This is a genomic window from Pedobacter sp. JY14-1 (genome assembly GCF_029269825.1).
GTDB lineage: Bacteria > Bacteroidota > Bacteroidia > Sphingobacteriales > Sphingobacteriaceae > Pedobacter.
This window is the reverse complement of sequence record NZ_JARJHU010000008.1, coordinates 1-19,299: the sequence shown is the minus strand read 5'-3', so window position 1 is coordinate 19,299 and position 19,299 is coordinate 1. Positions and strand designations below refer to the sequence as shown.

The 19,299-nt window shown below is 47.5% G+C and carries 21 protein-coding genes; 14 read left to right on the top strand and 7 right to left on the bottom strand.

The window, feature by feature from the left end:
* The first annotated feature begins 5 nt into the window (after window positions 1–5).
* The 7 genes from P2W84_RS13730 to hemH all read left to right on the top strand — a co-directional run bounded on the left by P2W84_RS13730 (window position 6) and on the right by hemH (window position 5,549).
* A complete protein-coding gene (locus P2W84_RS13730; RefSeq protein ID WP_276090720.1) occupies window positions 6–116 on the top strand; it encodes a phenylalanyl-tRNA synthetase subunit alpha in 111 nt (36 codons plus the stop codon).
* Between the two features lie 81 nt (window positions 117–197).
* Entirely contained in the window at window positions 198–1,643 is a 1,446-nt protein-coding gene (rlmD, locus tag P2W84_RS13725) for a 23S rRNA (uracil(1939)-C(5))-methyltransferase RlmD (protein ID WP_276090719.1), read from the top strand.
* Window positions 1,643–2,053 carry a hypothetical protein gene (locus P2W84_RS13720; RefSeq protein WP_276090718.1) on the top strand — a complete coding sequence of 137 codons (411 nt, stop codon included), beginning with the start codon at window positions 1,643–1,645 and terminating at the stop codon, window positions 2,051–2,053. The genes rlmD and P2W84_RS13720 overlap by 1 nt, the downstream gene beginning before the upstream one ends.
* Window positions 2,054–2,109: 56 nt before the next feature.
* Complete coding sequence (locus P2W84_RS13715) at window positions 2,110–2,619, top strand: phosphoribosyltransferase family protein (RefSeq protein WP_276090717.1); 510 nt, start codon at window positions 2,110–2,112, stop codon at window positions 2,617–2,619.
* Window positions 2,620–2,623: 4 nt separating this feature from the next.
* Window positions 2,624–3,571, top strand: a complete 948-nt coding sequence (locus tag P2W84_RS13710; RefSeq protein ID WP_276090716.1) for a hypothetical protein — start codon at window positions 2,624–2,626, stop codon at window positions 3,569–3,571.
* A 37-nt stretch (window positions 3,572–3,608) separates the two neighbouring features.
* On the top strand, window positions 3,609–4,460 hold the full coding sequence (locus P2W84_RS13705) for a 4-hydroxy-3-methylbut-2-enyl diphosphate reductase (protein WP_276090715.1): 852 nt from the start codon (window positions 3,609–3,611) through the stop codon (window positions 4,458–4,460).
* Between the two features lie 72 nt (window positions 4,461–4,532).
* Entirely contained in the window at window positions 4,533–5,549 is a 1,017-nt protein-coding gene (hemH, locus tag P2W84_RS13700; protein WP_276090714.1) for a ferrochelatase, read from the top strand.
* Here the strand turns inward: hemH and P2W84_RS13695 are convergent.
* Window positions 5,539–6,759: a glycosyltransferase N-terminal domain-containing protein gene (locus P2W84_RS13695; protein WP_276090713.1), complete on the bottom strand. Its 1,221-nt coding sequence runs from the start codon at window positions 6,757–6,759 to the stop codon at window positions 5,539–5,541. The genes hemH and P2W84_RS13695 overlap by 11 nt on opposite strands.
* Window positions 6,760–6,838: 79 nt before the next feature.
* On the opposite strand from P2W84_RS13695, the gene P2W84_RS13690 reads away from it, so the two are divergent.
* The 3 genes from P2W84_RS13690 to rfbB are packed head-to-tail and all read left to right on the top strand — an operon-like array spanning window position 6,839 to window position 9,921.
* Entirely contained in the window at window positions 6,839–7,828 is a 990-nt protein-coding gene (locus P2W84_RS13690; RefSeq protein ID WP_276090712.1) for a UDP-glucuronic acid decarboxylase family protein, read from the top strand.
* A 10-nt stretch (window positions 7,829–7,838) separates the two neighbouring features.
* Entirely contained in the window at window positions 7,839–8,861 is a 1,023-nt protein-coding gene (galE, locus tag P2W84_RS13685) for a UDP-glucose 4-epimerase GalE (protein ID WP_276090711.1), read from the top strand.
* Between the two features lie 7 nt (window positions 8,862–8,868).
* Complete coding sequence (rfbB, locus tag P2W84_RS13680; RefSeq protein ID WP_276090710.1) at window positions 8,869–9,921, top strand: dTDP-glucose 4,6-dehydratase; 1,053 nt, start codon at window positions 8,869–8,871, stop codon at window positions 9,919–9,921.
* Between the two features lie 15 nt (window positions 9,922–9,936).
* On the opposite strand, the gene P2W84_RS13675 is transcribed toward rfbB, so the two are convergent.
* On the bottom strand, window positions 9,937–11,169 hold the full coding sequence (locus P2W84_RS13675) for an ABC transporter permease (RefSeq protein WP_276090709.1): 1,233 nt from the start codon (window positions 11,167–11,169) through the stop codon (window positions 9,937–9,939).
* Window positions 11,170–11,263: 94 nt separating this feature from the next.
* A complete protein-coding gene (locus P2W84_RS13670) occupies window positions 11,264–11,617 on the bottom strand; it encodes an iron-sulfur cluster assembly accessory protein (protein ID WP_276090708.1) in 354 nt (117 codons plus the stop codon).
* A 115-nt stretch (window positions 11,618–11,732) separates the two neighbouring features.
* Between P2W84_RS13670 and P2W84_RS13665 the strand changes: the two genes are divergently transcribed.
* On the top strand, window positions 11,733–12,266 hold the full coding sequence (locus P2W84_RS13665) for a hypothetical protein (RefSeq protein ID WP_276090707.1): 534 nt from the start codon (window positions 11,733–11,735) through the stop codon (window positions 12,264–12,266).
* A 220-nt stretch (window positions 12,267–12,486) separates the two neighbouring features.
* On the top strand, window positions 12,487–13,917 hold the full coding sequence (gene dnaA, locus P2W84_RS13660) for a chromosomal replication initiator protein DnaA (RefSeq protein WP_276090706.1): 1,431 nt from the start codon (window positions 12,487–12,489) through the stop codon (window positions 13,915–13,917).
* Window positions 13,918–13,960: 43 nt separating this feature from the next.
* Here dnaA and P2W84_RS13655 read toward each other — a convergent pair whose 3' ends face one another.
* The 4 genes from P2W84_RS13655 to P2W84_RS13640 are packed head-to-tail and all read right to left on the bottom strand — an operon-like array spanning window position 13,961 to window position 16,335.
* Entirely contained in the window at window positions 13,961–14,512 is a 552-nt protein-coding gene (locus P2W84_RS13655; RefSeq protein ID WP_276090705.1) for an NUDIX hydrolase, read from the bottom strand.
* A gap of 20 nt (window positions 14,513–14,532) precedes the next feature.
* Window positions 14,533–15,300 carry a TPM domain-containing protein gene (locus tag P2W84_RS13650; protein WP_276090704.1) on the bottom strand — a complete coding sequence of 256 codons (768 nt, stop codon included), beginning with the start codon at window positions 15,298–15,300 and terminating at the stop codon, window positions 14,533–14,535.
* A complete protein-coding gene (locus P2W84_RS13645) occupies window positions 15,297–15,746 on the bottom strand; it encodes a TPM domain-containing protein (protein WP_276090703.1) in 450 nt (149 codons plus the stop codon). The genes P2W84_RS13650 and P2W84_RS13645 overlap by 4 nt, the downstream gene beginning before the upstream one ends.
* A gap of 7 nt (window positions 15,747–15,753) precedes the next feature.
* Window positions 15,754–16,335, bottom strand: coding sequence for a LemA family protein (locus tag P2W84_RS13640; RefSeq protein WP_276090702.1), 582 nt, complete (start codon window positions 16,333–16,335; stop codon window positions 15,754–15,756).
* 92 nt (window positions 16,336–16,427) lie between these two features.
* Between P2W84_RS13640 and P2W84_RS13635 the strand changes: the two genes are divergently transcribed.
* Together P2W84_RS13635 and P2W84_RS13630 are read left to right on the top strand one after the other, a co-directional pair.
* Window positions 16,428–17,990: an FAD-dependent protein gene (locus P2W84_RS13635; protein ID WP_276090701.1), complete on the top strand. Its 1,563-nt coding sequence runs from the start codon at window positions 16,428–16,430 to the stop codon at window positions 17,988–17,990.
* Window positions 17,991–18,086: 96 nt separating this feature from the next.
* Window positions 18,087–18,449, top strand: coding sequence for a CoA-binding protein (locus P2W84_RS13630; protein WP_276090700.1), 363 nt, complete (start codon window positions 18,087–18,089; stop codon window positions 18,447–18,449).
* Window positions 18,450–19,299 lie beyond the last annotated feature (850 nt).

The window sequence follows — 19,299 nt, the reverse complement described above, 5'->3', positions numbered from 1 at the left end:
TTGCTATGAGTAACGAGACATTGGAAATTTCTGTTGGTGTCGACGAAAGGTTTGACATGAGCTTTAACATTTCGGAGGGAGTCCTGGGATTTATCCTTGATTTGTTCCGGAGCTGAAGTGACTGCCTGGCGTTACTGATCATGCCATTGCGCGTGCCAGGCCTTTATGTCTGGAAAATTAGCTAATTTTGCCGGAGAATGAGTAGAAAACGAAATTCCGGTGCGCCGATGGCGATCCCGGACCTATTGATCACTGATATTGCTGAGGAAGGTAAAGGCCTGGGCCGGGCGGGTGAGCTGGTGGTATTTGTAGACAAGGCTGTTCCCGGAGATGTAGTGGATGCGAAAGTGGTAAGGAAGAAGAAGAATTTCGCAGAAGCGGTGATTGAACAACTGACTAAGGCCTCTGATCTGAGGACTTCTCCTTTTTGTACACACTTTGGCACTTGCGGCGGATGTAAATGGCAGCATATGGGATATGATGCGCAGCTGCATTTTAAACAGAAAAGTGTCGACGCTGCATTGCAGCGCCTGGCTAAGATCGATACTTCGGGTATGGAGCCGATACTTGGGTCGGCGAAAAACACTTACTACAGAAATAAGCTGGAATTTACCTTTTCGAATAAGCGGTGGCTGGACAAGTCGGATATTGCAACGGGTGAGCAAGCAGGGCCTGACCCTGATCTCCAAATGAACGCGCTTGGCTTTCATGTGCCGCTGCGTTTTGATAAAATACTGGATATTGATCATTGCTGGTTGCAGGCCGATCCTTCGAATGCGATCAGGAACAGGGTCAGAGCTTATGCACTGGATAAGGGATTGAGCTTTTATGACCTGCGTAACCATGAGGGTAACCTGCGTAACCTCATTATCAGGACTTCCTCTACTGGTGAGCTGATGGTTGTAGTGGTCTTTGCATATGCTGGACAGCAGGAGATTGATGGGGTCATGGGTGATCTGAAAGCTGCTTTTCCGGAAATTACTTCGCTGCTGTATATTGTGAACCAGAAAAAGAATGACACGATATTCGATCAGGAAGTGATTACTTATGCCGGGCGCGACCATATTTTTGAGGAGATGGACGGCCTGAAATTCAAGATCGGTCCCAAATCTTTCTATCAGACCAATTCGGAGCAGGCTTTTGAACTCTATAAGATCACGAAGGAGTTTGCCGGCTTTGAAGGCGGAGAACTGGTGTATGACCTGTACACGGGGGCTGGTACCATCGCTAATTTTGTGGCCCGTAGTGTAAAGCAGGTAGTAGGGGTCGAATACGTCCCCTCGGCTATAGAAGATGCTAAGTTCAATTCTGCAATGAACGGTATCGGCAATACGGTATTTTATGCCGGGGACATGAAGGATATTCTGACGGGTGCCTTCGTAACGGCTCATGGCAGGCCGGACGTAGTGATCACGGATCCGCCCCGGGCCGGGATGCACCCGGATGTCGTGGCGCGCTTGCTGGAAATGGAGGCAGAAAAGATCGTGTACGTGAGCTGTAATGCGTCGACACAGGCACGGGACCTGGCTTTGCTGAAAGAGAAATACGGTGTGGCACGGATCAGGCCGGTAGATATGTTCCCGCATACACAGCATGTGGAGAATGTGGTGTTGCTCAGGCTAAAAAAACAGGAGAATCAATAATGGACATGGAAGAATTAATGCCGGGAAGAACCGGGGAAGGTCAGCCTGAGGCAAAGCGGCAAAGTCCGCTGGTGAGCCTGGAGAAGGATCTTGATTTTTACGCATCTTCTATACGGGAGGTGGCTTTGGAAATCTTGGTTGAAGGGATTTCGGCTGCACCGATCTTTATTGCGCATCAGCATTCGGTCAGTATCGGTGAGGTCATCCTGGACCGGAAAGAACTGAATACGGAATGGACAATCCAGGCATCTACTTTTGAAGAGTTTGTGGAGAAAGGTATTATACAGCCGGAGAAAAAGGAGGTTTTTCTGAAAAATTATAAGAAGCCTGAAGAGTATATGTGTGTGTTTGTGATCGTGCCAGAAGGAGCCAACTTTGTATTTTATCCCTATAAGAAACGGGAGAAATAGTTTGATCATTTAGCGTAAAATCGTTCTTTTGTAATGCACAATTAAGAAATACCGTAATGGCAGAATCTCAAATACTTATTCTGGATAAAGTGCAGATGCAGCAGAAGATCAACAGGATTGCTTACCAGATACTGGAAGACAACCTGGATGAGACAGAAATTGTACTGGCTGGTATATGGGACCGTGGCTATAAACTGGCACTCAGGCTGCAAAAAGTACTTGGCGAGATTTCCGACCTGAAAGTAACGTTACTGAGGATTGATCTGGAAAGGGACAACAGCAGATTGGTTGCAGATACGGACCTCGATGAATCAGAATGGAGGAGCAAGGTGATCATACTGGTGGATGATGTGCTGAACAGTGGCAAGACACTGGCTTACGGACTGGGCGTATTCCTGAATACGCCCCATAAGAAAATCAGGACGGTGGTGCTGGTGGACAGGAGCCACAAGATCTTCCCGATTGCCACGGACTTTGTCGGACTGGAGCTGGCGACTGTACTGAAAGAACATGTGGATGTGATCATGGATGTGGAGGGCGAGGAGGACAGGGTTTACCTGAGCTGAGGTAATGTTTGTCCTGGTTTATGCGTCCCTGTTGTTCCTGGTGCTGAGGTTCTCGGTTACACTCTTTAATTTTCTGTCCAATCCTAAACTGGGTTATTACGGTAAGCATTATAAGGACAGGGTTTCTGTGGTTTTTTGCGGATATGAAGGACACCCGGATGGTACCGGGATGACACAGGCTGAGCTGAGCAGGCAACTGGCTTATGACAACCTTCAAGTGGTACTGCCAGGCCGGGACCAGGGAAAGACGGCGCTGTCGGCATGTATTGATGGAGACTATGTGCTGGTATTGGAACCCGGTATGGTTTTAGGAAAGGGTTTAGTAAACAGCCTGATTTTCCGTATAAAGACTTTCAACCTGGGGATGGTAGCGGTGTTACCTGATAACCTGCTGCAGACGTTCAGCCATTATCTTTTTCTGCCCATGGCGGATTTTGCCCTGATCAATCTCTTCCCGCTGAAGCTGGTTTCGCTCACTGCGCAGCCCGCGCTTTCTTTGCCGGTCAGAGGATGTATGTTTTATGACGCAGAAACTTACCTGGCCTGCCTGGAATCATTATCGGGGGGTATGCCCGCCAGCCAGGACGCTGTGCGGCAAATCAAGCAAATGGGTCTGGGGGTAGAAGTGTTGCTGGCCAATGGCTTTGTCCGTGCAGAGACCGCGAGGCCTGACATCACTTCTGAACGGGTAATCTTCAGTGTGTTTGGGGGTAACGCACTGATTGCTCTCGTCTATTTGCTGATGACTGTGGCCGCGCCTTTGGTCATGATGCTGAATTTCGGCCCGGAATTTCTGGTGTTGCCCTTTGGACTGATATTTATGGCCAGGATCATGGTCTCCCTGATGTTCCGTCAGCATCCCGTGATTAATTTGTTGCTGCACCCCCTGCAACTGGGGGCGATGGTACTGCTGGTTTTCCGCCGGCTGATATTCGGCAAGAGGATTGCTTAAAATTGTGTAAATTTGTTGGAACAATCCAATTGTGGAGATGCAGAAATTAGATTTAACGGTAACAATAGACAAGGGTTCCGGTTTTTGTTTCGGAGTGGTTTATGCGATTGATATGGCCGAGGATATTCTGGATAGGGAAGGCTATCTGTATTGTCTGGGAGACATCGTGCATAACGATGAGGAAGTAAGGCGGTTGAGGGATAAGGGATTGAGGATCATTGATCATGACCAGCTCAAAGATCTGCATCAGGAGAAGGTACTGATCCGTGCTCATGGCGAGGCCCCGGCTACCTATCAGCTGGCCCTGGAAAATGAACTTACACTGATCGATGCATCCTGTCCGGTCGTACTGAAGCTTCAGAACCGGATTAAGAACGCACATGATGAGGATGAGCGGATATTGATCTTTGGGAAGCATGGCCATGCAGAAGTGATCGGTTTGCAGGGACAGACAGATGGTAAGGCGCTGGTGTTCCAGGACATCGCAGAACTGGACCATGTCGAACTGCCCGCAAAGTTTACCCTGTACAGTCAGACGACGAAGAGTACGGATAAATTCTATCAGATTAAGGATGAATTGATTGGCAGGGGATATGACGTGAAGGCGAATGATACCATTTGCCGGCAGGTTTCTAACAGGTATACGGATCTGGAGAAATTTGTGAAGAACTTTGACAAGATCATATTCGTTTCCGGTAAAAAGTCCTCTAACGGTAAGGTGCTGTACGATGTCTGTAAAAAGTATAATCCGAGTTCCTGGTTTGTATCGCAACTGGATGAAATTGACCTTAACTGGTTCAGTCCGAACGACAGGGTAGGCATTTGCGGAGCGACTTCGACGCCAATGTGGCTGATGGAGGAAGTAAAGGCCTTTTTATTGGACCATTGAATCAATCATTATAAAGTAAATTAGTTTTTCGCTGGGCAATTAAACGAGATAATCCATTATTTTCGCGCAATCATGGGAAAAAAAGGTGTATTGTTAGTGAATCTTGGGACTCCGGACAGTCCTGCCGTGCCTGATGTACGAAAGTACCTGGACCAGTTTCTGATGGATGAACGGGTCATAGATGTGCCGGCGCTCAACCGGGCCTTACTGGTGAAGGGCATTATCGTGCCTTTCCGCAGCCCCAAAACTGCTAAACTGTACCGGGAGATCTGGGATGAAAAAGGATCGCCATTGTTATATTACAGCAAGGTGCAGGCTGCGATGGTGCAGGAGAAGCTGGGAGCGGATTACCATGTAGAACTGGCGATGCGCTATCAGAATCCTTCCATTTTGTCCGCGCTGGAGAAGATGAAGGCCGGCCTGGTGGAAAACATCCGGGTGATCCCGTTATTTCCCCAGTATGCATCGGCCAGTACAGGTTCGGTGATACAATTGGTAATGGAGATCGTATCAAAATGGCCGACAATTCCTCCGGTGTCTTTTGTGAACTCTTTTCATGACCATGATCTGGTGATTGAAACTTTTGCGGAGAATGCAAGGAAATATGATCCGGCAACTTATGATCATGTGTTGTTCAGTTTCCACGGCTTGCCAGAACGGCAATTACTGAAATGCGACCATACCGGGCATCATTGTCTGAAATCTTCGGATTGTTGTGAGGAGATCTCGGATGTGAACAAGTTTTGCTATTCTGCACAGGGCCATGAGACGGCTAAACTGATCGCTGCGAAACTGGGTATTGCGAGAACGGATTATACAGTTTGTTTCCAGTCGAGACTGGGAAAAGAACCCTGGGTACAGCCCTATACTACAGATGTACTGAAAAGACTGGCTGCGGAAGGCAAGAAGCGGTTACTGGTTTTTAGCCCTGCTTTTGTGGCAGATTGCCTGGAAACACTATATGAGATTACGGTAGAATATCATGAAGAGTTCAAAGGGCTTGGCGGAGAGCATGTGCAACTGGTAGAAAGCCTGAACGATCATCCGAAATTTATCGATGCCCTGGTTGATATGGCGGTTAATGGCTGATTTTTTTTGAAAGATAGCTAAGGATATGCGCCGTTGCACCGGTATGCGAGGCGACATAGCGTGCTGCGTTTTTTCCCGGGCTTTCGTTTGATTGTAATTTGCTGAATGCAGCCTCAAGTTCTTCTGCGTTTTTTATACTCAGGGCGGCACCTGCTGCGATGAGGTCTTTTGCTTCCTGGAATTTTTCATACCTGGGCCCGAACAGGACCGGTAATCCAAAGGCTGCGGCTTCCAGTGTATTGTGTATGCCCGCGCCAAAGCCTCCGCCGATATAGGCGATCTTACCGTATTGGTATACAGAGGACAATATGCCTATGGTATCAATAATGAGCGTTTGTGTTGCAGGTACTTTGTCCTTCATTTCCGTATAACAGGTGCTGTCTGGAAACTGCCTTCTTAGTGCTTTGACACGGGAGATATCTGTCTCGTGCGGCGCAATGATGAATTTCCAGTCAGGGTGTCTCTGAGCAAGCGTTACGAGCAGTTCTTCATCGGCAGGCCAGGTGCTGCCGGCAACAAGTACGGGGGCGTCTTTGCAGAAGCGCCTGATGTTTTCGAATGACCCCGGGTTTGCCAAGCTGCCCGCTACGCGGTCAAACCGTGTATCGCCGCTGATGCTGGTATTGTGCAGGCCTAAACCGGAAAGCAGTTGTTTGCTTTCTTCATTTTGCAGAAAGAAATGCTGAACGCGCCGGAGGATACTGCGGTTGAAACCTCCGTACCATTTGAAATAAACCTGGTTTGGACGAAATATGCCGGAGATGATGAATATAGGGATTTCCTTCCTGTGTAAGGTATCGAAGTAATGATACCAGTATTCGTACTTGGTAAAAATGGCGATTTCGGGATGGATCGCCTTTACGAACCGGTGGGCATTTGATGCCGTATCTAAAGGAAGATAGCATACCGCTTCGGCAAGCGGATAGTTCTTTCTGATCTCGTAACCTGAAGGTGAAAAAAAGGTAATGATCACAGGCTTCTCAGGGTATTGCGACTTTAATGCCTCCAGCACGGGACGGCCCTGTTCGAACTCTCCGAGTGATGCGAAATGGAACCATATGTGTCGTTTTTCAGAATCCGCAAGAATTTCGAGCCGCTTGAAAATCCCCTTCCTTCCCTGAACAAACAGGGCTGCCTTTTTATTGAAGGGTGCATATAGGTGAACGGCAAGATTATAGAGCTGTATGGCGATATTATATATCCAAAGCATTCTTCTGTTTATTTATTATATTCGCTCGTTATCTTTGCCGAAGATACTTGAATAAAGTCAAATCAAAACGAATATACTTATGGAAAAAAAGCGGGTATTGATCACCGGTGCTGCAGGTTTCTTAGGATCTCACCTGTGCGACAGGTTCATTAATGAAGGCTACTATGTGATCGGGATGGACAATCTGATCACCGGCGATCTGCAAAACATTGAGCATTTGTTCAGGCTGGAGAACTTTGAGTTCTACCATCATGATGTTTCGAATTATGTGCATGTACCGGGTAAACTGGATTATGTGCTGCATTTTGCCTCGCCCGCAAGTCCGATAGATTATTTGAAAATACCAATACAGACCCTGAAAGTGGGGTCCCTGGGTACCCATAACCTGCTGGGACTCTCGAAGGCCAAGGGCGCGCGCATGCTGATCGCCTCGACCTCGGAGATTTACGGCGACCCGAGCGTGAACCCGCAACCGGAGGAATACTGGGGAAATGTAAACCCTGTGGGCCCGAGGGGAGTCTATGATGAAGCCAAACGCTTCCAGGAAGCAATGACGATGGCCTACCATACTTTCCATGGGCTGGAGACCCGGATCGTCAGGATATTTAATACTTATGGGCCCAGGATGCGGCTTAACGATGGCCGTGTGTTACCGGCGTTTATTGGTCAGGCGCTGCGGGGAGAAGACCTTACCGTATTTGGTGACGGTTCACAGACCAGGTCCTTCTGTTATGTAGATGACCTGATCGAGGGAATTTACAGGTTGCTGCTCAGCGACTATGCACAGCCGGTGAATATTGGTAATCCCGATGAGATTACCATCAGGCAGTTTGGCGAGGAGATCATTAAACTGACAGGAACCACTCAGAAGCTGGTCACCAAGGAACTGCCCGTAGACGATCCGAAACAGCGCCGGCCTGATATTACCAAGGCCAGGGAGATACTTGGCTGGGAACCCAAGGTGAGCCGTGCCGAAGGGCTTAAGATTACTTATGAATACTTTAAATCATTGCCTAAGGAGGCTTTGTTCAACAGAGAGCATAAGGATTTTACAACATATAACCGTTAACAGAGAATAAATGTCGAAAATATTAGTTACAGGAGGAACCGGCTTTATTGGTTCCCATACCGTGGTAGAATTGCATAATGCAGGATATGAGGTAGTGATCATCGATAACCTGTCCAATTCCAATCCAAGGATACTGGACCAGATCGAGTCGATCATCGGCCTGAAGCCAGAATTTGCTGAGCTTGACCTTTGTGATGAAGCGAAGGTAAATGCATTTGCAGAGTCGCATCAGGATATTTCGGGAGTGATCCATTTTGCTGCCTACAAGGCAGTGGGTGAGTCTGTCCAACAACCACTGAAATATTACAGAAACAACTTTTATTCACTGATCAACCTGATCAACGCTTTTGGCAGCAAGCTGAACCTGGTGTTTTCTTCCTCCTGTACCGTATATGGACAGCCGGATGTTTTGCCGGTTACCGAAGAGGCTCCGACAAAGAAGGCAGAATCTCCATATGGAAATACCAAACAGATCGCCGAAGAAATCCTGCAGGAGACCTGTGCTGTCGTTCCGGACCTGAAGGTGATCTCGCTCCGGTATTTTAACCCAGTGGGTGCACACGCTTCTGCACTGATCGGGGAACTTCCTATTGGCGTGCCTCAGAACCTGGTGCCATTCATTACGCAGTCTGCCATCGGCAAACGCGGCGCGATCACCGTATTCGGAAATGATTATAATACCCCTGACGGAAGCGCGGTAAGAGATTACATTCATGTTGTGGATTTGGCTAAGGCGCATGTGGCCGCGGTCCGCAGGTTAGAAAATGGTGATGCCGCGCAAAATTATGAAGTGTTCAACCTGGGTACGGGAAAAGGATCTACCGTTTTGGAGGTGATCCATGCCTTTGAGCAATCAACCGGAGAGAAACTGGATTATATCATAGGCCCGAGAAGAAGTGGAGATGTAGAGAAAGTATGGGGAGATGTGACTAAATCCACACAAATACTGGGCTGGAAGGCTGAGCTTGGCCTCGAAGAGATGATGTCTTCCGCCTGGAACTGGGAAAAATACCTTCGTGATAACCCTTTTTAATAAGCAGATGAAAAAGATATTGATTACCGGCGGTGCCGGTTTTATCGGTTCGCATGTCGTAAGGCGTTTCGTAAAAAATTATCCGGACTATGAGATTGTGAACCTGGATAAGCTTACTTATGCAGGAAACCTGGCAAATCTCAGGGATATTGAGGCATATGACAATTACAGGTTTATCAAAGCCGATATTGTAGATGCCGCTGAGATGAGCCAGCTCTTTAAAAGGGAAAACTTTGACGCGGTGATCCATCTGGCAGCAGAATCACATGTAGACCGTTCGATCTCGGACCCGACTGCTTTTGTGATGACCAACGTGATCGGTACCGTAAACCTGCTGAACGCGGCAAAGGATTCCTGGAAGGGAGATTATGAGCGCAAGCGCTTTTATCATGTATCTACGGATGAGGTATATGGCGCACTTGGGGAAACAGGAATGTTCACTGAAGAGACGGCATATGATCCGCATAGCCCTTATTCTGCATCGAAGGCCTCTTCGGACCATTTTGTAAGGGCTTATCATGATACTTACGGGCTGGATACCGTGATCTCCAACTGTTCCAATAATTACGGATCGCATCATTTTCCAGAAAAGCTGATTCCGCTGGCGATCAATAACATCAAAAACGAGCTTCCGGTGCCGGTGTATGGCAAGGGAGAAAATGTGCGTGACTGGCTTTGGGTAGAAGACCATGCCCGGGCAATTGACGTGATCTTTCACAAGGCCGCAAGCGGTGAGACTTACAATATCGGCGGCCATAATGAGTGGAAGAATATTGACCTGATCAGGTTGCTTTGCAGTATTATGGACAAAAAGCTGGGACGTGAGGAAGGAGCATCTGCCGGACTGATCACTTTTGTAACCGACCGCGCGGGACATGACCTGCGTTATGCCATTGACTCGACGAAGCTTCAGCGGGAACTTGGATGGGTGCCAAGCCTGCAATTTGAAGAAGGCCTGGAAAAGACTGTAGACTGGTACCTGGAGAATGAAAAATGGCTTAATGACGTGACTTCAGGAAGCTACCAGGCTTATTACGAAACGCAGTATCACGGCAGGTAAAAATCAAAACCAGCGCTATTCGTACCTGAGCGCTTCCACGGGATCGAGTTTGGATGCCTTTTTTGCAGGATAGTATCCGGACCCGATCCCTACAATGACGCATATGCCAAACCCTAACATCATCCAGCCCCAGGGGATAAGAAATGAGCCACCCATAGAGAAGGATACCAGGTTGCCGATGCCGATGCCCAATAAAATTCCAAACACCCCGCCGAGGAGACAGATCATCACGGCTTCAATAAGAAACTGTTTACGTATGACTGCAGGGTTTGCCCCGATGGCCTTCCGGACACCTATTTCCCGGGTTCTTTCGGTTACAGATACCAGCATAATATTCATGAGCCCTATAGAAGCCCCGATGAGCGTGATGACGCCAATGGCTACACCGCCTATGACTACAAAGGCCAGGTTTTCGAAAAGTGACTGAGCCATGGCATCGCTTTTTGTGATCTCGAAGTTATTGGGCTCTGTGATCTTTACCTTTCTTATTTTCCTGAATTCAGCCGTTGCTTCACCGATCACGATGTCCATTTGCTCATTATTGGGGACAGCGACGGTAATGGTGTAGGAAGGATTGGAATTTGAATTGATGAGTTTGGCCTTGAGCAGGGGAATATATACCGACCTGTCCCCACTGAAGCCCATGCTCTGACCTTTAGATGCCAGTACGCCAATTACCTTCAGCCTGCTGTTACCTATATTGATCACCTTGTCTATCGGGTCTTGGTTTTTGAACAGTTTATCCTTGATCTCGCTGCCGATAATACACAGATTATTTCCGGAAAGGGCTTCTGCTGAAGTGAAATTTCTTCCCAGCATCAGGTCGAGCCCCTGGGCGCCAAGCCCGTTTTCGTCTATACCCTGGATGTTAATGTTGGGGTTGGTCTTTTCGGTCCCGTATTTCGCTGTGGCTCCTCCGCTGGTGAAGACACTGATCGCTACTTTTGCAGGGGCATTTAGCCGTTCTTTAAAGGTTACTGCATCTTCATACCGGATGGAGCGAAAGGGTTTGGGCCGTTTACCGCCGCCGCCGATCCGGATACCCATACCACGGTTCCGGATGGTAAATGAATTGGCGCCCATACTTGAAAAGGCATCTGTCATACTTTTTTTAACCGCATCCAGGGTCGTAAGGATACCGACCAGGGCAGACAGACCTATGGCAATGATCAATGCGGTGAGCAGGGTGCGCAGGCGGTTGCTCTTTATAGACTGTATGGCAAGTCTTACATTTTCGGCGTAGGTCATTGATCGGTCTGGTATAAGGTATTTATAGGGTATAAAAATAAAAAGTCCCGCTGTTAAGACAACGGGACTACCTATAATGTTACATTCTTCGGGCTTAAACTGAAAAACTGGTGCCGCATCCACAGGTGCTGGCCGCATTGGGATTACTGAAGGTAAAGCCTCTCGCATTCAGGCCATCCTGCCAGTCTACCTGCATGCCGAGCAGGTACATCTGGTGGGCTTTATGCATGAACACTTTAATGCCATCTATGATAAATTCCTGGTCACCGTCTTTTTTCTGATCAAAGCCAAGTACATAATTCATGCCTGCGCAACCGCCGCCTTCTACGCCTACGCGTAAACCAAACTCCTCTGAAATTTCCTGCTGGTCCTTAAGTTTGAAGATTTCCTTTACCGCTCCTTCTGTAAAGGTAACCGGTGCAAACGCTGTGTCAATAGCTGTACTCATATTCCTGTGTATTTAATTAGGATATCAACTTTGGGATTTATTAACGTGTAAAGATAAATAAAATACACATTTTTGCTGACCTGACGGTATAATTATTACCATATATAAACAATAGATGAATTTATACAGTTTTGCAGAATCCGTTTTGAAATTAGCGGTTCCGGGTGTCCTGATCTTACTCGCGGGATATGCCCTGATCAGAAATGACCTGAAAAAGTACCTGAGCTTACAGGAGCAACGCAGTAAGGGTAGTGAGGTGCATTGGATGAATCTTCGTTTGCTGGCTCATGAACGCCTGATGGTTTTTGTCGACCGTATTAATCCGGAAAACCTGTTCATCAGGCTGCATCGTCCCGGAATCACCCTCGCGGAATTGCGTGCGCTGGCACTTCAGGAGATAAGATCTGAATTTCAACATAACATTGCGCAGCAGCTTTACGTAGACCAGGGGGTGTGGGACACTGTGGCAGGTTTAAAGGGAGATACGCTGACCCTGATCAAAAACGTATCTGCTGAGCTTGATGAAGAAGCCGAGGGGCTGGAACTCGGACGCGGTGTTCTCCTGCGCCTGTCCGTACTGGACCACAACCCCTATGAACTGGCCTTAAAGCTAATTAAGCAGGGGCTGCTTCCGGCAAAAAAGCGCTGATATCACCTGGCTCGGATGATGTTAAAAAATACGTTAAGAAATAGTTATCAACATAAAAAATTGAGGTTAATTGGGGTATGGTATTGCTGTTTAGGGACTTACCGAATAAATAAAAATTAAGTTTTTTTTGTTGATAATTTTTTGAATATTCGATCTCTCGAAACCGCAATTTTTTCGTGCTGGTATCGTCACTGAAAACCAACAAATTATAGATTACCCTATGGAAAAAACTTGTACAGAAGTATGGAAGAACTGTCTCCAAATCATAAAGGATAACATTCCGGGCCAGAGTTTCAAGACCTGGTTCGAACCGATATCCGCATTAAAACTGGAAGGCAAGGTTCTGACCATACAGGTGCCAAGTTTATTCTTCTATGAATGGCTTGAGGAGCACTATGTAGGGCTCCTGAGAAAGACCGTAAAAAAGCAACTGGGAGAAGAGGGAAGGCTGGAATACAATATTGTCGTTGATAAATCTTCCAACTCGGGGTCGCCTTATACGACCAATATGCCAAGTAACGGAAACGGCGCCGAGGCCAAGTCGCAGTCAATGCCGATTCCCGTATCGATCAATAAGGATATCAAAAATCCTTTCATTATCCCCGGGCTTAAGAAACTGAATGTCGACCCCCAGCTGAATCCCAACTATACTTTTGACAATTATATAGAAGGTGACTGTAACAGGCTTGCCCGTTCGGCGGGGTATGCCGTGGCTGCCAAACCCGGAGGTACTTCATTTAATCCCCTGATGGTCTATGGCGGTGTAGGTTTAGGAAAAACCCACCTGGCTCAGGCGATAGGCAATGAGATCAAGCGGAATATGCCTGATAAACTTGTGATCTATGTTTCCTGTGAGAAATTCTGCCAGCAGTTTGTAGACTCGTTAAAGAACAATACCATTAATGACTTTGTCAATTTCTACCAGGCAATGGATGTGATCATCATGGACGATGTCCACAATTTTGCCGGAAAGGAAAAGACACAGGATATCTTCTTTCATATCTTCAACCATCTGCACCAGTCAGGTAAGCAGGTGATCCTGACTTCTGACAAGGCACCCAAGGACCTGGCAGGGCTTGAAGAACGTTTGCTGAGCCGTTTCAAATGGGGGCTTTCCGCAGACCTGCAGGTTCCGGACCTGGAGACCAGGATTGCCATCTTGAAGAAGAAAATGTATGCGGACGGAATTGAACTGCCTGCTGAGGTTATTGAATATGTAGCCCATAATATTGATAATAATGTCAGGGAGCTGGAAGGAGCAATGGTGTCCCTGCTGGCCCAGTCTACACTAAACAAGAAAGATATCGATCTTGGACTGGCCAAGCAGATGCTGAAGAACTTCATTAAGAATACCTCCAAAGAGATTTCTATGGAGTATATCCAGAAGCTGGTCTGCGAGTATTTCGAAGTACCTGTAGATATGGTGAAATCGCAGACGCGGAAACGTGAAATTGTTCAGGCCCGTCAGATATCGATGTATCTTTCAAAGAGCCATACTAAATCTTCCCTCAAGACTATCGGTGCCTTCTTTGGCGGCAGGGACCATTCAACGGTGATCTATGCTTGCCAGACAGTTGAGGACCTGATCGATACGGATAAGAAATTTAAGGGATATGTTCATGATATCCAGAAGAAGCTGAAAATGAGCTAAGCGGATCAGCTGAACCGAAAGAAGGAATTTTACAATAGGGGCACTATTTCAGTGCCCCTATTTTTATTAGTCCATAGAAAAGGGCTGTGGAATGCAGCGCCTGAGCTATCTTGTTTTCCAGTAGCAGCTGTTTAACCTCTTCAACCGAATATTCTTCTACTTCGAGTATTTCATGTTCATCAAGCGCCTGGTCTTGTATTTTTATTCCCCCCGTGAGCAGGTAGGTGTAGGTAACATTGGTAGCCGTCGCCGGATTGGGGTATGCTGTACTGATCAGTTCTGCGCCTGAAAAGGAATACCCGGTCTCTTCCAGTAGCTCCCGCTTTATGGCCATCTCAGGCGTTTCATCCCCATCTATAACCCCTCCGGGTATCTCCAGTGAAATGATGTCTGCGCCGTGCCTGTACTGCCGGACCAGGATCATCTTATTTTCGGCTGTAAGTGCAACTGCGTTGACCCAGTTGGGATATTCGAGCACATAATAATCGTCTTTGACCTGACCATTCAGCAGGTCGCAGGTATCTACCCTAAGCGTGGCCCATTTTTCTTTGACCAGGTATTTGGAAGAAAGTGTCTTCCACTTTAAGATTTCCATTCGAAATTGATATTGTTTTTCTACCAGCTGCCGCTGCTGCCGCCACCGCCAAAGCTCCCGCCGCCGAACCCGCCGAATCCTCCACCGCCTGAACTTCCGCCACCCCAGCCACTGCCTCCGCCTCCGCTGCGGCCACCGCCCAGGAGCATGCTCCAGAACAGGGCGTCTGCCACGCCGCGGCTTCCGATGACCTGGCTTCCACCACCGCCTCCGCCACGTCTCAAAAGTATGACTACGATGATGATAATGACCAGAACGATGAATGCAGAAGGTCCCGTACTGTTTTTCTTTTTGGGTTTGTCGTTTTTATACTCACCCTTGGTGTACTTGATGATTGCATCCGTACCGGCATCAAGACCACCGTAGTAATCAGATGTTTTAAAATGAGGCTTGATCTCATTTTCAATAATGCGTTTGGCGTAGATATCGGGCAAAACGCCTTCCATTCCATAGCCGGTCTGGATGGACAGCTTCCTGTCGGCCAGTGCCACTACGATCATGATGCCGGTGTTTTTCTTTGCCGATCCGACGCCCCATTTCCGGCCGAGCTCAAGCGCATATTCGTTGATGTCATAATCGCCTACCGATTTTACCACAGCGATGGCAATCTGTATCGAAGTAGAGTCGTCGAAAGCAACCAGTTTACGTTCCAGGCTGCTCAGCTGATCGGAATTTAAAGTTCCGGTATAGTCATTGACCAACTTATCCGGTTTTGCCGGAAAGTCCTGCGCCTGTAAGCTGAACAGGTTAAGGCATGAAAAAAATAAGATAACCAGTATTTTTCTCATGCCCCGCTGTCTTTAGGTTTGTCCATAAAGATGATATCGTTGGAAAGCTCGTTGACGTCGTCTTTTTCCGATGGAAAGTAAGCCGAAAGCTGTTCCCCGGCAAGAGAGATACCGGTGAGGATGCCCCCGATCAGATCTCCCTTGATAAAACATGATCTCATTGCAGATTTGGTCATTTCCCAGAAATCCGCAGGGACAACCTTATCAATGCCTTTGTCTCCGATAATTGCGAATTTATGGTCCTCAACGGCAATATAGATCAGAACGCCATTGTGGCGGGTTGTCTTGTCCATGCCCAGTTTAATAAACATGGAAGCCGCTTTTTCAAGCGCATCGCCGCTGCAATGTTTTTCAAGCGCGATTCTGATCTCTCCCGAAGTAGCCTTCTCCGCATCGGAAATGGCTTTCGAAATGAGTTCCTGCTCATTTTCGGTAAATAACCCCATAATCTGTTTAGAATTCTACCTTAGGTGCATTCTGAGCTCCTGCCTCGGCTTTGAAGGCTGCCTTCTGGCTAAAACCGAATATTCCGGCGGTGAGGTTATTGGGAAAGCTCCGGACTTTGACATTATAAGCCTGTACGGCTTCATTGAAGTCTTTTCTGGCTACAGTAATCCTGTTTTCAGTGCCTTCAAGCTGGGCAGAAAGTTCGCTGAACTGTTGGGTAGCCTTCAATTGCGGGTAGTTTTCGGTCAGGACCATTAATCTTCCCAGTGCCTGGCTGAGTTGTCCCTGGGCAGCCTGATATTTTTGCATGTTCTCTTCTGTCAGCTTGTCCGGATCAATGGTGATCTGGCTGGCTTTTGACCTGGCTTCTATGACGGATGTAAGGGTGCTCTGCTCAAATTTTGCAGCTCCCTTTACCGTGCTGACCAGGTTCGGGATCAGATCGGAGCGGCGTTGGTATTGTGTTTCTACTTGCGCCCATTTGGTTTTTACGTCTTCATCCAGCTTTACAAGGTTGTTGTAGCCGCAACCACTTACCGCTACCATAAGGACTAAAACTGCCGCAATGGCCAATAGTGCTTTTTTCATGTTTATCGATTTTAATTTGCTTTGGTAATTTACACATTAGGAATCAACTTTCGTACCTTTGTTACAGTTCGGGATAAAAACCTGACAGAATTATGCAAAGAGATATTGAGATCACGCTGCTGCCGGAACAGGCGGGTGCGGACGAGGCGGTCAAAGCCGCTTTGCTTAAGGAACTGCGTATCGGTAAAACTTCGCTAAAGGGATTTAAAGTCCTGAAGCGTTCGGTCGACGCCCGTTCGAGGCGCGTAGTTTACCGGATGCAGGTAAGGGCCTTTATAGACGAAGCACCTGTTCCTGAAACTTTTACAAATCATTATCCGAATGTGGCCCAGGCACGGCCGGTCATCATAGTAGGGGCGGGTCCGGCAGGATTGTTTGCTGCGCTGAGGTGTATTGAACAGGGATTGAAACCCATTGTGATCGAACGGGGGAAGGATGTCAAGCAGCGCCGGCGGGACCTTGCCGCCATCAATAAGTCCGGTATCGTGAATCCAGAATCCAACTATTGTTTTGGCGAGGGCGGAGCAGGAACTTATTCTGACGGAAAATTATATACCCGGTCCAATAAACGTGGAGATGTGAATAAGGTGCTTGAGGTTTTCGTACAGCATGGTGCACCGGCAGATATCCTGGTAGATGCCAGGCCCCATATCGGTACCAATAAGCTCCCGGGTATCATTACCGGCATCAGGGAAACAATACTGAACGCGGGCGGTGAGATCAGGTTTGGGCATAAATTAGCTGATCTCCTGACCGGATCGGGGAAAATCGAGGGCGTAGTCGTCAATATTGAGGGAGATCCGGGCCGTACAGGAACACAATTGGCTGCAGATGCTGTAGTACTGGCCACGGGCCATTCTGCGCGTGATATCTATGAGCTGCTCCACCGGAAGGGTATCCTGATTGAACCCAAGCCCTTTGCGCTGGGTGTTAGAATTGAACATCCGCAGAAAGTCATTGATGCAGTGCAATACCACTGTGAGGTTAGAAGTGAATACCTGCCCCCTGCTTATTATAGTCTGGTACAGCAGGTTGGAGGCAGAGGCGTTTTTTCATTCTGTATGTGTCCGGGCGGGATCATTGCCCCATGTGCAACCGCTGAGGAAGAAGTCGTGGTCAATGGCTGGTCGCCTTCAAAGCGGAATAACCCTTACGCCAATTCGGGTACAGTTGTACAGATCGGGCTGGATGATGTGAGCGGGGATGATCCGATGAAAATGCTGCGTTTTCAGGCAGAAATTGAAAAGGCGGCATTTGCGGCCGGTGGAGGCAAACTGGTTGCGCCTGCGCAGAGAATGATCGATTTTGTCGAGGGCCGTCTTTCTTCAGATTTACCCGGAAATTCCTATCTGCCCGGAACAAAGAGCGCTATGCTTGCAGAAATATTGCCGGATTTCGTTACCTCATCTTTACAACAGGCGCTCCCGCTGTTTGGAAGAAAAATGAAGGGTTATTATACGAATGAGGCAGTTCTGGTGGGGGTGGAAAGCAGGACATCTTCTCCGGTACGTATTCCGAGGGATAAGGAGACTTTGCAACACCCTTTTCTGAAGGGACTTTTTCCGTGTGCGGAAGGCGCGGGATATGCAGGTGGTATCGTTTCTGCTGCCATTGATGGTATCAATTGTGCCGACGCGGTAAAACGATGCTTTTAAGCCGGAAGGATAGTTTGACGGAAAGGTTTTTTAAACCCTTCCGCATTTTTTGTTGTTTTGATGATGAGGGGCTGCAGATAGGCTGGCCTGAGCGATATGAATAAGAAGACTTTGATTATAGGTGCAACACCCAATGCTGACCGGTATGCCTACCTGGCCGCGCAAATGCTGACGTCCAAGGGGCATGATATCGTGAACGTAGGGATTAAGAAGGGTGCCGTCGCAGGTGTCGAGATTGAGCCTCCGGCCAGAATTCATGAAGATATCGATACCATTACTTTATATATAGGCCCTCAGGTACAAAAGGATTATTATGAGTATATCCTGAAAACCAAACCCAAAAGGGTAGTATTTAATCCGGGTACTGAGAATTCAGAACTGGAATCACTGGTAAGGGAGAGTGGCATTGAGGCTGTAAGGGCTTGTACTTTGGTGCTGTTGTCTACCGGACAATACTGACCTTTCCATTCTCTGGATATTATTCTTACGTTTTTACAACTGTTGCAGGTTTCACTGAGTTTTCCGTTGTGGAAATGACCCGGCAATACCCCGATATTGTCTAATATCAATTGCAGATGAGTCGTGGGTGACTTCAGTATTAATTCCGGGTTGGACTATCGTTGGACTATCGTTGTACTATGGTTGGACTATCCTTGAACTATCGCTGAGATAGTCCAACCATAGTTCAAGGATATTGCAATCATATGCTAACGATAGTTTAATCCTGAATTCATCCGCTATTTATACCATACGCAAAGAGTAATGATAGGGTACATTGGCTTATCTTATCCTTTTAGCTGCGGGGTCAGTTGTTGTTTTCACTTTTGCGGCATCCAGATTTTCAATTTTTTCTCCTTGTTTATCAGCGGGTTTATGTTCGTGTTGTCAGAAATGTTTGCCTGTTGTTTTGCAGGAGTAAAAAAGATTTCTACTTTTGCACTCCGCTTCGGAAGGAAGGGGTTTGAATGAAAGGCTGGAGGGGTGATGGTTGAGTGTGGCTTGATTTGATTTTTGGTTGTTTATCCGGTAACAGGGCAACAAAAAAAAGAAAAAAAAGTTCTTGACGAAGCCAAAAAGATTCCTACCTTTGCAATCCCAAACGACGGGGAGCTAAACGGCGGGATGGCCGGAAGCTGAAAAAGAAAGATTGAAACGACCGGTTTTTGAAACTGACTTCTGGAACAAGACGACCAGGGGGAAACTGAGAGAAGAGGTTGAAGATATATGAGATGGGCGAACTGCGAAAGGGAGCCTGGAAAGTTCATTAAAGAGATGTCATTTATAGCGCGAGCGAGGTATCTGTACGTTA